Below are 13,495 nucleotides of genomic sequence, written 5' to 3'. Positions count from 1 at the left end.
GGTGGCTCCTTCGAAAGTGGTTGCGGGTCAGCTCAATCGCGGGGTGTGGCCGTCGTCGAGCGGACGACCAGGGAGGGTTCCAGACGTTTGCGCACCGGCTCGGTGCGGCCGTCCTGCAGGCGTTCGTTCAGCGCCTGTACAGCCAGGCGGCCGATATTGGTGCGCGGTTGATCGATGGTGGTGAGGGCGACGTGTCGGAGAGCCGCCAGTGAGGTGTTGTCGTAGCCGACGACCGAGACATCCTCGGGCACACGCAGACCCGCCTCGGTCAACGCGGACATCGCGCCGACGGCATTGAAGTCGTTGCCGCAGACGAGAGCGGTGGGAAAGTTACCGGGGGAGAACAGGTTCAGCAGACTGCGCACAGCCGCCGCACCGGCCTCGTCGGTGTGCTCGCTGGCGATCACCATGGGCTCCAACCCATGTCGAACCATGGCCGCGGTATACCCCTTGCGCCGCGGCCCGGCCGCGAACGCCGCCCCGCCATCCAGATGCACGATCCGCCGATGCCCCAGTGCGACAAGGTGATCCACCGCGAGCTCCGCCCCGAGCTCGCCATCGTCATTGACGGTGTCGACCTCGGGCATGGTGGAAGTTCGCGAAACCAGCACCACCGGACACCGGTCCGCCGCATCGCGAATCGACGCGGCGGGCAACACGGGCGAGAGCAGGATGATCCCGCCCGGCCGAAAGGCGAGCAGGCTCGCCAGCGCAGACTGTTCCCGAGCGGCACTGCGCCGCCCGGTATTGAGAATGAGTTCGAGCCCCGCCTCCTGCGCCGCCTGATCCATCCCCTCCACCACATCGGCGAAGAAGGCGTTGCGCAGATCGGACACCATGACCCCGACGATGTTCGAGGTCCGGCTGGCCAGTGAGCGGGCCATCAGATGCGGTTGATACCCCAGTTCCTCCGCGGCCTGCAGCACCGCACGCCGGCGATGATCGCTGACCTTGGGGGAGTTGCGCATGACCAGTGAGACCAGTGCGCGGGAAACGCCCGCCCTCGCGGCGACGTCTTCCATGGTCGGTCGGGTCATGCTGCCTGACGGTACCGGCCCGAAACGATCTCGGCAATAGAGCGCTCTAACAACCTGATTCGGACATTTGGATTCCTGCACAACGCCCCAGGTGGCAGGTGTATTGCAAGGTCACACACCACTTCTGCGATACGGCGAAGGTCTTGACACGCTTGTGATCGGGGTTACATTGTTGGAGCGCTCCAAAGGGGGAGCGTTTCACCCGTTGGCTACCGACAGGTCTGGGAAGTGCCGATGACCGAACTGCGTATTGCCGCCGCGCCCATCTCCTGGGGCGTCTGCGAAGTCCCCGGCTGGGGCCATGTCCTGGATGCGGATACCGTGCTGTCCGCCATGGCCGGCCTGGGAATCACCGCCACCGAATTCGGGCCGCCCGAGTATCTGCCCGGTGCCCCAAGCGATCTGCGCGCCGAACTGGCCAAGTTCAACCTCGCGCCGGTCGGCGGATTCCTCGCGCTGGCACTGCATCGCGAACCGAGCGCGGCCCTGGCCACCGCCCGTGAGACCGCCGCCCTCTTCGCGGCGGCGGGCGCGGAGGTCATCGTGTTGGCCGCCGCCACCGGCGCAGCCGGATACGACACCCGAACCCCACTCACCGATCACGAGTGGCGCACCCTCATCGACACCGCCGCGAGCATCGCCGATATCGCCGCCGAGCACGGCCTGCGCGCCACCGTGCACCCGCACGTGGGCACGCATATCGAAACCGAGGCCGAGGTGCGGCGGTTCCTGGCCGACTCCGATCTGGATCTCTGCCTGGACACCGGCCACCTGGCCATCGGCGGCACCGATCCGGTAGCCCTGGCCCGCCGGTACCCGAACCGCATCGGCCACATCCACCTCAAGGATGTGCGTCTGGCCATCGCCGACGAAGTCCGAAGCGGCCGAATGGAATACAGCCAAGCCGTCCGCGAGGGCCTCTACGTTCCGCTCGGCGAGGGCGATGTCGATATCGCCGCCCTCGTGCACGCGGTCCGCACCGCCGGTTACTCCGGCTGGTACGTGCTCGAACAGGACACCGCCCTGAACCCCGGCGACACCGCCGCCGGTCCGACCCGAGATACCGAAGTAAGTCTGCGACACCTCGCCGAAATCGAGGCCGAACCGGCCTCCGCCCGGATTTAGTTGGTAAGTGATGACAATGAAGTCCCAAGTAGCACCCCCAGGCACGAAACGAGAACGTCCGGGATGGCGGCGATGGCGGCGACTGACGCCCTGGATAGCGGCGGCGGCCGTACTCGCCGCATGTAGCGGCCCGGGTACCGATCAGACCACTCCCGCCCAGGCCCCCGCAGCGGTCGGCAAGCTGAACTCCGTCGCGGTGGTCACGCACGGCTCACCCGGCGACGCCTTCTGGAATGTGGTCAAGAATGGCGCGGAGGCGGCGGGCGATCAGCTGGGCGTGCGCGTGGAGTACAACTCCTCGGGCGATCCGAGCCAGCAGGCCAAACTCATCGACAACGCTGTCGCACAGGGCGTCGACGGTCTGGTGGTCTCCATGGCCAATCCGGACGCACTGCGCACCTCCGTCGAGAAGGCGGTGTCGGCGGGCATTCCCGTGGTCACCATCAACTCCGGTGAGGACAAGAGCACCGCGTTCGGCGCCATCGGCCATGTCGGCCAGAGTGAACGCCAGGCCGGTGAGTCCGCGGGCAAGCGTCTGTCCGATGCCGGAAAACACAAGATGCTCTGCGTAATTCACGAGGCCGGGAATATCGGCGCGAACGAACGTTGCGCGGGCGCGACCCAGGGCTTCGGCACCGCCGTCACCCTCCAGGTCGACATCAACAATCCGACCGACGCCCAGGCCCGCATTCGCGGTGCGCTGGAGGCGGATTCGTCCATCGACGCCGTTCTGACCCTGAATTCGCAGATCGCCGCCCGCGCGGTGGACGCGGTGCGCGAGTCCAAATCCAAGGCCGCCATCGCCACCTTCGACCTCAATGACGATGTGGTGCGCGCCATTCAGGCGGGATCGCTGCTCTTCGCGGTCGATCAGCAGCAGTACGAACAGGGCTATCTGCCGGTGGTCATGTTGAAGCTGTACCGGTCCAATCTCAATAGCGTCGGCGGTGGTCATCCGGTGCAGACCGGACCCGCCTTCGTGGACAAGACCAATGTCGATGTCGTCGCCGGGCTCGTCGCCCAGGGCACGCGGTAACCGGTCGGGAGTGAATGACATGAGTGTTGCCACAACGGCTTCCGAGCCGACCACGCGAACCGAGGGGCTGCGCGCCTCCATCCTCCAGCGCCTGGTGGTGCGCCCCGAACTGGGTGCGCTCATCGGCGCGCTGGTGGTATTCCTGTTCTTCTCCATCATCACCGACAAGTTTCTGAGCGCACTGGGCGTCTCGAACTGGCTGGATGACGCGTCCACGCTGGGAATCATGGCGGTGGCGGTCGCCCTGCTCATGATCGGCGGCGAATTCGACCTCTCCGCCGGTGTGATGACCGCGTCCACCGCGCTGGTCACCGGACTGCTCGTGGTCAACGCGGGCTGGAATGTCTGGCTGGCACTGGCGGTTTCGCTGATCTTCGCTCTGGCCGTGGGCGCCCTCAACGGCTGGGTCGTCATGCGCACCGGCCTGCCGAGCTTCATCGTCACCCTGGGCACGTTCCTGGCCTTGCAGGGCCTGAATCTCGGTGTGACACGGTGGGTTACCGGCACCGTCCAGGTCTCCGGCATTCGGGGTGCGGACGGTTACCAGTCCGCGGGCTGGGTCTTCGCCTCCACCACCGATATCGGTGACGCGCATATCCAAGCCTCGGTCGTGTGGTGGATAGTCCTGACCGCCATCGCCGCGATAGTGTTGATGCGCACCAGGTTCGGCAACTGGATCTTCGCCGTCGGCGGCTCGCTCCCCAGCGCACGCGCGGTCGGTGTCCCCGCCGCCCGCACCAAGATCATCCTCTTCATGACCACGGCCTTCGCGGGCTGGGTGGTGGGTGCGTGCAATCTACTGCGCTTCTCCAGCGTGCAGGCGAATCAGGGTGTGGGACTGGAGTTCCAGTACATCATCGCCGCGGTCGTCGGCGGCTGTCTGCTCACCGGCGGCTTCGGCTCGGTGGTCGGCGCGGCCCTCGGTGCACTCACCTTCGGCATGGCCCGCCAGGGCATTGTCTTCGCCGGTTGGAACAGCGACTGGTTCATGCTCTTCCTCGGTGTCCTGCTGCTCTCGGCCGTACTGGTCAATAACGAGTTCAAGAAGCGAGCGGAAAGGGTACGCCGATGACCTCCCAGGCACCCCTCATCGAAACCGTCGATATCGGAAAGAGTTACGGCGGCGTGGTCGCGCTGCACGATGTGTCCATGGTGGTCAATCCCGGCGAGGTCACCTGCGTACTCGGTGACAATGGCGCGGGCAAATCCACCCTGATCAAGATCCTGGCCGGAGTGCATCAGCACGACGCCGGGGAACTGCGCGTCAATGGCGAGGCCACTCGATTCTCCTCTCCGCGTGACTCTTTGGACCTGGGCATCGCCACCGTCTACCAGGATCTGGCCGTGGTCCCGCTGATGAGCGTCTGGCGCAACTTCGTCCTCGGCTCCGAACCGGTGAAACGGCTCGGCCCGATCCAAATGCTGGACCGCCGCCGAGCCCAGGACATCACCCGGAAAGCCCTGGAAGACATGGGAATCGAGATCCGAGACCTGGAACAGCCGGTCGGCACCCTCTCCGGCGGCCAGCGTCAATGTGTGGCCATCGCCCGCGCGGTGTACTACGGCGCGAAGGTGCTCATCCTCGACGAACCGACCGCCGCACTGGGTGTCAAACAGGCGGGCATCGTGCTCCGCTATGTCGTACAGGCCCGCGACCGCGGCCTGGGCGTCGTACTCATCACGCATAACCCGCACCACGCCTACCCGGTCGGCGACCGCTTCCTGCTGCTGCAGCGCGGCGGCCAACTCGGCTCCTACGAGAAGTCCGAGATCGACCTCAACGAACTGACCCGTCAGATGTCCGGCGGCGCGGAACTCGAAGCCCTGCAACACGAATTGCAGCGAGTGGTGACGCCGTGACCGAACCGGAGGTGCTGACCATCGGCCGCGTCGGGGTGGACCTGTACCCGGAGCAGAGCGGGGTGCCGCTGGCGGAGGTCTCGACCTTCGCCAAATTCCTCGGCGGCACCGCGACCAATGTCGCGGTGGCGGCGGCCCGGCTCGGCCGCCGCACGGCACTGCTCACCAAGGTCGGACCCGACAGTTTCGGCGACTTCGTCCGCACCGCGCTGACGGACTTCGGCGTCGAGAACCGCTATGTCGGCACCGCGCCGAATCTCCAGACGCCCGTGGTGTTCTGCGAACTCAACCCACCCGCCGATCCGCCGCTGGTGTTCTATCGCGCGCCCATCGCCCCGGACCTGACCCTCACCCACGATGAGATCCCCTGGGAGATAGTCGATTCCGTACCCCTGCTGTGGGTCACCGGTACCGGGGTGAGCGCCGAACCCGGCCGCACCACCCAGCGCGCCATCCTGGAGCGGCGCGACCGGCGCGGCCATACCGTGCTGGACCTGGACTACCGCCCCATGTTCTGGCCCGATGTCGAGACCGCGCGCGCCGAGATCGGCTGGATGGTCGATCACGTGAATGTGGTGGTGGGCAATAGAACCGAGGTCGAGGTGGCCGTCGGCACCGCCGATCCCGACAAGGCCGCCGACCGCCTGCTCGCCCGCGGCGTCCGTCTCGCGGTGATCAAACGCGGCGCCGAGGGCGTACTCGTGGCCACCGCGACCGAACGCTGGACCGTCCCACCCTGTCGCGTCGAGGTGGTGTGCGGACTGGGCGCGGGCGACGGCTTCGGCGGCGCGCTCATCCACGGCCTGCTGGCCGGCTGGGATCCACACCGCCTGGGTACCTTCGCCAATGCGGCCGGGGCGCTGGTCGCCTCCCGCCTGGCCTGCGCCGACGCCATGCCGACCGAGGCCGAGATCGAGGAGTTGCTGTGCACCTGACCGATGACCGCTGGTACCGCCTGCTGCGGGCCCGAGCGACCGAACCCGAGGCGGTGCGGCGCGCCTATGCCGATCGCATCCGGCGGCCGAACCTGCTGTCGGACAAGGGAACCCTGTTCCTGGTCGCCGCCGATCATCCCGCGCGCGGTGCGCTCGGCGTGGGTGGTGACAGTACCGCCATGGCCGGTCGCCGCACCCTGCTGGAGCGACTGCTGATCGCCCTGGACAATCCGGCCGTGGACGGTGTGCTCGGCTCCCCGGACATTGTCGAGGAGTTGCTGCTCCTGGATGCCGTGCACGACAAGATCGTCATCGGCTCCATGAACCGCGGTGGGCTGGCGGGAGCCGATTGGGAGATCGACGACCGCTTCACAGGGTACGACGCGGAGTCACTGGTGAAGTACCGCCTCGACGGCGGAAAGATGCTGCTGCGCATGGTCGATTCGGATCCGGGCACCATTCCCACCCTCGAAGCCTGTGCGCGAGCGGTCTCCGAACTCGCCGAGCACGGACTCATGGCCATGGTGGAGCCGCTGCCGTACGGTCGCGATCCCTCCGGCGCGCTGATCATGCATCGCGATGCCGCGTCACTGCAGCGGGCGATAACGATCGCCTCCGGTCTCGGCGTCACCTCGGCCTACACCTGGTTGAAGATCCCCGCCCCGCAGGAGATCTCGGCCCTGGACGCCACCACCCTGCCGGTACTCGTCCTCGGCGGAGCCCCATCGGGCGATCCCGCCGCCGACCTCGCCTCCTGGGGTGCGGCGCTCAATCACGATGTGGTGCGCGGCCTGGTGGTCGGGCGCAGCCTGCTGTACCCGCCCGACGGTGATGTGGCGGGCGCGGTCGATGCCGCCGCCCGAGTCCTGGCGGCCGCATCATGAGCAAACTGCATCGTCCGGCCGGAAGCCTCGGCGCCGGTGACGATCCGGTGCTGCTCACCCCCGACGACGCGGGCTGGACCTACACCGGTCTGCGGGTACTCCGGCTGGCCCCGGGCGAATCCCGCACCGTGCACACCGGCGAATTCGAGGCGTTCGTGCTACCCCTCGCCGGATCCTGCACCGTCCGCGTCGACGGCCTCACCTTCGAACTCCGAGGCCGCGAAACGGTTTTCACCCGCGTCACCGATTTCGCCTACATCCCGCGCGATGCCGAGGTCGAGCTCGCCACGGTGCACGGTCTCGAAGTCGCCCTGCCCATGGCCCGCTGCACGCGCCGCCTCGAGCCGAAATACGGCCCGGCCGAACAGGTCCCGGTGGAGGTGCGCGGCGCGGGCCGGGCAACCCGCCAGGTGACCGGCTTCGGCGTCCCCGGAGTTTGGGAGCACGCGGACAAACTCAATGCCTGCGAACTCATCACCCCCGACGGCAACTGGTCCTCCTACCCGCCGCACAAGCATGACGAGGCGAGCGACTGCGAGGTCGTCAATGAGGAGATCTACTACTTCCGCATTGCCGATCGCGACGGAATCACCCCGTCCGCAACGGGTTTCGGCATGCACCGCACCTACACCGCAGACGGCTCGCTCGACGAGAACGTGGCGGTTCACGACGGTGATGTCTTCCTGGTCCCGCACGGCTACCACGGCCCGTGCATAGCCGCCCCCGGTTATCCCATGTACTACCTCAATGTTCTGGCCGGTCCCGGCCCCGAGCGGTCCATGGCCTTCTGTGACGATCCCGCGCACGCCTGGGTTCGATCGCGGTGGGCCGATGAGCCTTCGGACCCGCGCTGCCCGGTCACCTCGCACGAAGGACGCCGCGTATGAGACTCACGACCGCGCAAGCCCTGGTGGCCTGGCTGGTCGCCCAGCGCTCCGAACTGCTCGACGGCACCGAAGTGCCGCTGTTCCCAAGCGTTTTCGCCATCTTCGGGCACGGCAATGTACTGGGCTTGGGTACCGCGCTGCAGGAGCGGCGCGAGGAGATTCCGGTGTGGCGCGGGCATACCGAACAGGGCATGGCCCTGGCCGCCGTCGGATTGGCCAAGGCCACCCATCGCCGTCAGGTCGGCATCGCCACCTCGTCCATCGGACCCGGCGCGCTCAACATGGTGACCGCGGCCGGTGTGGCACATGCCAATCGGTTACCGCTGCTCCTACTGCCCGGTGACACCTTCACCAGTCGCGCACCCGATCCGGTGCTCCAGCAGGTCGAGCATTTCGGCGATCCGACCGTCACCGTGAATGATGCCTTCCGCCCGGTGAGCCGGTACTTCGACCGCATCACCCGCCCCGAACAGTTGATCGCCACCCTGCCGCAGGTAGCGCGGGTGCTCACCGATCCGGCGGAGGCGGGTCCGGTGACACTCGCTCTGCCGCAGGACATTCAGGTTGAGACCTACGATTTTCCGGACGCACTCTTCGAACCGGTCGTGCACCGCATCGCACGCCCCCGGCCCGATCGTCGCACAATCGCCGAGGCGGCGGCGAAACTGCGGAGCGCGCAACGCCCGCTACTGGTCCTCGGTGGTGGGGTCCGCTACTCCGGGGCGGGCGCGCAGGCGCAGGAATTCGCTGAGCGGCACGGTATTCCGATCACCGAGACCACCGCCGGACGCACCCTGATCGCGCACAACCATCACCTCTATGCCGGACCCCTCGGCGTCACCGGCGCGGCCTCGGCCAATGCCCTTGCGGCAGAGGCGGATGTCGTCCTCGCCATCGGCACCCGTCTGCAGGACTTCACCACCGCCTCCTGGACCGTCTTCGCCGAGGATGTCCGACTCATCCATATCAATGCCGCACGGTTCGACGCCGTCAAACACGGTGCGCTCGCCGTGGTCGCCGACGCCGATGCCGCGCTCGCCGATCTCGCCACCGAAATAGGGGAGTGGCAGGTGGATCCCGCCTGGATCGCCCGCGCCCGCGCGGTCCGCACCGAATGGGACGCGCATATCGACAAACTCCGCGCCCCGAGCCTCGGCGCACCCACCTACGCCCAGATCGTGGGCATGGTCAATGAGGTGAGCGGACCCGACGACTACGTCATGACCGCCTCGGGCGGCCTGCCCGGCGAACTCATCGGCGGCTGGCGCGCCACCGGCGGCGCACCCACGATGGATGTCGAATACGGCTTCTCCTGTATGGGATACGAGCTCTCCGGAGCCTGGGGTGCGGCCATCGCCCATCGCGGCCTGGTCACCACCATGCTCGGCGACGGCTCGTATCTGATGCTCAATTCCGAGCTCTTCTCCGCGGCCTTCGCCGGACACCCGCTCGTGGCCGTGGTCTGCGATAACGACGGGTACGCCGTGATCGCGCGGCTGCAAGAAGGCCAGGGAGCGCAGCCGTTCAACAACTTCTACGCCGACTGCCGCAGCAATCACGATATGCCGCCGCGCGTCGACTTCGCCGCGCACGCGCGTTCGCTCGGCTGCGCGGTGTTCACCTCCGGCGAACCCTCGGAGTTCCGCGGCACCTACGCGCGCGCCCGCGCCATCGCCGTCGCCGAGCAGCGCCCCACCGTGATCGTGGTGCACACCCGACCGTCCTCCTGGACCGAATCCGGGGCCTGGTGGGAAGTCGGTGTGCCACAGCACCTCTCGGGTCGAACCTCCTATGAACAGGAGAAACCGCGACAACTGCGCTACACCCGCGGCGATTGATAGTGGCGCGCGTCCGGCACACCCGAGGAATCCGGGCATACCGGCACTCGGGTGACCCGGGCGGGCAATCTATGGCAGACTCGGCGCAAACGCGCAGGGCGGTCGCACGGAGATCGCACGCGCACGGTGATGTGGGAGTTTGAAGGTCGCAATGGATCTCAGCGCCATTGAGCGCCAGGTGGCTTCGGATAGAGCGGCCGCCCGGGACCGTTCGCCCGAAGCCGAGTTGGCCCTCGCCACCACACTGTGTGAATTCGCCCGCGGTCTGATCGCCACCAAAACCGATCCCGCGGAGCGTGATCGGTCGGCCTCGGCCCTGGAACCCGCGCAAGAGGCGGTGCTGCTGCGGCTGCGCTGGCTCACCGCCGGACATGTGAACGCGATCTTCGCTGGCGAGGTTCAGGACGCGCTGCGCCTGTTCGAAGAAGCCGCGCGCACCATCGGGCATCGCGAACTGGCCACCTCCACCATTCGCAATGCGTGCAATGCCTACCGCCAGGTGGCGCACAACTATCCGAACGCCGCGGCCGTCTGCGCCGACGCGCTCGCCAAATGCGGGGTGTGGCTGCTGCGCCTGGACCCGAATGCCGCGGTCGCCGCCAGCCTGGACGCGGTCACCATTCGCGCCCAGCTGTTCGCCGCCGATCCGGATCAGGCCGCGCGCTATCTGTCGAGCCTCAATACCCTGCTGCGCACCCTCATGGTCGGGCGGCAGCGCAAACCCGCGATCGCCATGTACCGCGAACGCTATGCCCAGGTCACCTCGCCCGCCATGGCTCAGCGACTACGCGAGATCAAGGTCGAGGACATCGGCTTCACCAGTAAGACGGTCACCGCGCTGCGCAAACTGGAGTGCGCCACCCTCGAGCGCGCCGGATATCTGACCCAGCAGCAGATCCTGTACCAAACCTCCGGTGATCTGGCGACCATCGAAGAGGTCAACTGGCAGCTGGCCCTGGTCGGGCTGAAACCGCTCGCCGCCGGAGCCATGCCGGATCAGCCCTCCAAGCCCATGGAGATCAGCACCTCCTTCGGTGCGCTCGGCGTGCGCTGCTCCTCCCGCAATGCCGTCACCCTGGTTCGCGCCGCCCTGATGGCCGCCTATATCGCCGACGGCGCGCAGGTCGTGCCCAGCACCGCCTACCAGGGCGTCGCCGAAAAGCATTGGAGCACACCGGAGCCCGAGGCCAATCGCGCCGAACGCCTCGGTGAGGATGTCGTCCTGATCGAAAAGGTCTCCGAGCACTGGGTTTCGGTGAAGAGCCTGAACTGGGAGATCGCCCCCGTCGGCAAACACCCACTGGCGCTGCGCCTTTCCCAGGAATGGCCGGTGGTCAGCGTCACCACCACCGAGAACATGTCCTACGAACTGTGCTGGTATGAAGGCGGTTCCGCCATCCAGTACGCCGCCCTCGGCCTCCCGGCGGGGCAGATCCCGCTGGAAAAGCCGCTCGCCCCATTGGATTTCAAAGCACTCGCCGAATACGGCGCGGACTATGCCTCGGAAACTCAGGTGCGCGCGGCCTTCGGAAACACCACGATGTTCACCAAGCTAACGAGTTTGCCCGGTAGCGGTATCCGCCAGGCGGCCGAGGCGGGCCCGCTCGCCGAGCACGGTTCGAACATTCTCTACTTCGGTACGGAAGAGCAGCGGCCTGCGTAGCGGTTCGTCGATTCGTGACACCTGATTTCGTCAGGTCGGGGTAACCCGCCGGGTACGTCCAAAATAGATGTTCCGACTAACCGCCGGCACGCGTGCGGGACTGTCAACGGCACTCAGCCGTGCGCAAATGTCGCGGAGTGGCGGAAAGAGCGATGGCGGTCACTCATGACGTCTACCCTTTGATCACCGCGGCAGTTCGTGGCGCATCACAAAGGGTCTTCCGGTGACACGAAATGCCGTGGTCAGAAAGGCATCTCGATCATGAGTTCCACTCCGACCGCCATACCGCCCGCACCCGGTCCGGCAGCGCCCACGCTGCTCACCGGGTTGTGGCAACGCAAGATTCCGCACTATCCCGACAACCGCACGCGGACCTGGTATTTGTTCCTGGTGGTGATCGTCTCGGTCGCCCTGTATTACCAGCTGTTCGTCTCCGGCGCGGTGGGCAATGAGCTCATCGCCTACTTCCACCTGTCGTTCCGGTACTTCGTCGGAATCTTCATCGCGGGTGCGGCCTTCGGTGCCGTGGCCTCGGTGGTGGCCGGGTTGATGGATCGGTGGGGGCGGGCCAATATCGTCGCCTACGGCACGGTGATCTGCTCGGTGCTCACGTTGGTGGCGGTCCCCGCCACCACCACCAAAGAGGCGTACCTGATCGTCTACTGCGTGATCGGCATCGTGGAGGGCGCGGTCCTGGTGGCAACACCGGCGCTGGTACGCGACTTCTCGCCGCAGTTGGGGCGCGCCTCGGCCATGGGCTTCTGGACCCTCGGACCGGTGCTCGGCGCACTGGTGACCACCGAGATCTCCACCCATACGCTGTCCGCGCATCCGGACTGGCAGTTCCACTACCGGCTGTGTGGCGCGATCTGCGTGGTCATCTCGATCCTGGGCGTCGTCGGGCTGCGTGAGCTGAGTCCGGCGCTGCGCGATCAGATCATGGTGTCGATGCGCGATAAGGCGCTCATCGAGGCGCGCGCCCGCGGTATGGACGTCGATAAAGTCGAGCGCAACCAGTGGAAAGATATGCTGCGCTTCAACATTATCGGCTCGGCCTTCGCCATCTCGATATTCCTGGCGTTCTTCTACACCATTGTCTCGTTCCTGCCGGTGTATATGGCGACCAACTTCGGATTCACCGCACAGCAGGCCAATGCCATGGGCAACTGGTATTGGATCGCCAATGCGCTGTCGCTCGTGCTCACCGGCATAGTCTCGGACTATCTGAAGGTCCGAAAACCTTTCATGCTCTTCGGTGCGATCATCAGCATCATCGGCGTCTTCGTTTTCCTGGGCTATACCGATAAACCAGGGACCGACTACTACACCTTCGCCCTGGTGCTGAGCCTCATCGCGGTCGGCAGTGGTATCTGCTATGCCACTTGGATGGCCTGCTACACCGAGACCGTGGAGAACCGGAATCCGGCGGCCACCGTCGAGGGGCTCGCGGTCTGGGGTGGCATTCTGCGCACCGTGGTCACCTTCGTGCTGCTCGGACTGCTCTTCGTGGTGACCGCGGCGGGCACACTGGTGAATTACGGTCCACGGCTGCAAGAGATTTCGGCCAAATACCACAATGAACTCGCCACCATTCAGAAGGTCGGCGCGGACACCATGGGCACGCTGGGAGCCAATCCGAACGATACGGCCGCCCAGGTCACCGCACTGGTGAAATTGACCGGCGCCTCGGCCGCCGATGTGCAGACCACCCTCGCGCTCAATGCGAAGTTCCCCCAGGAGTTGGCGACACTGCAGGCCATCGACACCGCGGTGCTCACCAAGATGATGTTGAATCCGGCCGATCAGGCGAGTGCCGCCACCGCGGTGAGTCAGGTCGCGCAGAAGTTCAATATTCCGCCGGATCAGGCCATCGCGCGGATTCAAGCGGCGCAGAAGGTTCCGGTCAATGAGCTGGCCGTCGCCTCACAGGTGGGTCCGCAATTGACCGCGGCGAGTAACGATCTCAAGGCGGTCGGCAATATCCCGGCCGATGATCAGAAGTTCCTGGCCGATCACGCCACCGAGGCCCAGCAGGCCGCCGTCGACTCGCCGAAGCAGTGGCGGACCTGGTGGTGGATCTGCCTGGTCGCGCAGATCGCGTTCGTGCCGTTCGTCTTCTTCATGTCCGGTTTCTGGAGCCCGAAGAAGGCCGCCGAGGCCGCTGCCGCACACGATGAGGCGGTGGAACGCGAGATGGAGGCACTGTCACTGCGGTGATAATGCTGCTCAT

Annotated in this window: 11 protein-coding genes; 10 read left to right on the top strand and 1 reads right to left on the bottom strand. The window is 66.3% G+C overall.

The window, feature by feature from the left end; genetic code table 11:
* Positions 1 to 32: 32 nt before the first annotated feature.
* A complete protein-coding gene (locus OHB26_RS34500) occupies positions 33 to 1,037 on the bottom strand; it encodes a LacI family DNA-binding transcriptional regulator (RefSeq protein ID WP_330181437.1) in 1,005 nt (334 codons plus the stop codon).
* A gap of 234 nt (positions 1,038 to 1,271) precedes the next feature.
* Here OHB26_RS34500 and OHB26_RS34495 point away from each other — a divergent pair, with 234 nt between their 5' ends.
* The 10 genes from OHB26_RS34495 to OHB26_RS34450 all read left to right on the top strand — a co-directional run bounded on the left by OHB26_RS34495 (position 1,272) and on the right by OHB26_RS34450 (position 13,482).
* On the top strand, positions 1,272 to 2,162 hold the full coding sequence (locus tag OHB26_RS34495) for a TIM barrel protein (RefSeq protein ID WP_330181436.1): 891 nt from the start codon (positions 1,272 to 1,274) through the stop codon (positions 2,160 to 2,162).
* 16 nt (positions 2,163 to 2,178) lie between these two features.
* A complete protein-coding gene (locus tag OHB26_RS34490; RefSeq protein WP_330181435.1) occupies positions 2,179 to 3,198 on the top strand; it encodes a sugar ABC transporter substrate-binding protein in 1,020 nt (339 codons plus the stop codon).
* A 19-nt stretch (positions 3,199 to 3,217) separates the two neighbouring features.
* A complete protein-coding gene (locus OHB26_RS34485; protein WP_330181434.1) occupies positions 3,218 to 4,270 on the top strand; it encodes an ABC transporter permease in 1,053 nt (350 codons plus the stop codon).
* Positions 4,267 to 5,058: an ATP-binding cassette domain-containing protein gene (locus tag OHB26_RS34480; RefSeq protein ID WP_330181433.1), complete on the top strand. Its 792-nt coding sequence runs from the start codon at positions 4,267 to 4,269 to the stop codon at positions 5,056 to 5,058. The genes OHB26_RS34485 and OHB26_RS34480 overlap by 4 nt, the downstream gene beginning before the upstream one ends.
* Complete coding sequence (iolC, locus tag OHB26_RS34475) at positions 5,055 to 5,993, top strand: 5-dehydro-2-deoxygluconokinase (RefSeq protein WP_330181432.1); 939 nt, start codon at positions 5,055 to 5,057, stop codon at positions 5,991 to 5,993. The genes OHB26_RS34480 and iolC overlap by 4 nt, the downstream gene beginning before the upstream one ends.
* Entirely contained in the window at positions 5,984 to 6,877 is an 894-nt protein-coding gene (locus OHB26_RS34470) for a Cgl0159 family (beta/alpha)8-fold protein (protein ID WP_330181431.1), read from the top strand. The genes iolC and OHB26_RS34470 overlap by 10 nt, the downstream gene beginning before the upstream one ends.
* Positions 6,874 to 7,764 (top strand): 5-deoxy-glucuronate isomerase, encoded by an 891-nt coding sequence (gene iolB / locus OHB26_RS34465; RefSeq protein ID WP_330181430.1) that lies wholly within the window; start codon positions 6,874 to 6,876, stop codon positions 7,762 to 7,764. Before OHB26_RS34470 ends, iolB begins: the two co-directional genes overlap by 4 nt.
* A complete protein-coding gene (gene iolD / locus OHB26_RS34460; RefSeq protein WP_330181429.1) occupies positions 7,761 to 9,602 on the top strand; it encodes a 3D-(3,5/4)-trihydroxycyclohexane-1,2-dione acylhydrolase (decyclizing) in 1,842 nt (613 codons plus the stop codon). Before iolB ends, iolD begins: the two co-directional genes overlap by 4 nt.
* 178 nt (positions 9,603 to 9,780) lie before the next feature.
* Positions 9,781 to 11,265: a hypothetical protein gene (locus tag OHB26_RS34455; protein ID WP_330181428.1), complete on the top strand. Its 1,485-nt coding sequence runs from the start codon at positions 9,781 to 9,783 to the stop codon at positions 11,263 to 11,265.
* Between the two features lie 261 nt (positions 11,266 to 11,526).
* Positions 11,527 to 13,482 carry an MFS transporter gene (locus OHB26_RS34450; protein ID WP_330181427.1) on the top strand — a complete coding sequence of 652 codons (1,956 nt, stop codon included), beginning with the start codon at positions 11,527 to 11,529 and terminating at the stop codon, positions 13,480 to 13,482.
* Positions 13,483 to 13,495: the final 13 nt, after the last annotated feature.

The sequence above is a fragment of the Nocardia sp. NBC_01503 genome, from assembly GCF_036327755.1.
Lineage (GTDB): Bacteria > Actinomycetota > Actinomycetes > Mycobacteriales > Mycobacteriaceae > Nocardia.
Note: the sequence above shows the minus strand (reverse complement) of the source record. Positions and strands in the feature narration are given on the sequence as shown.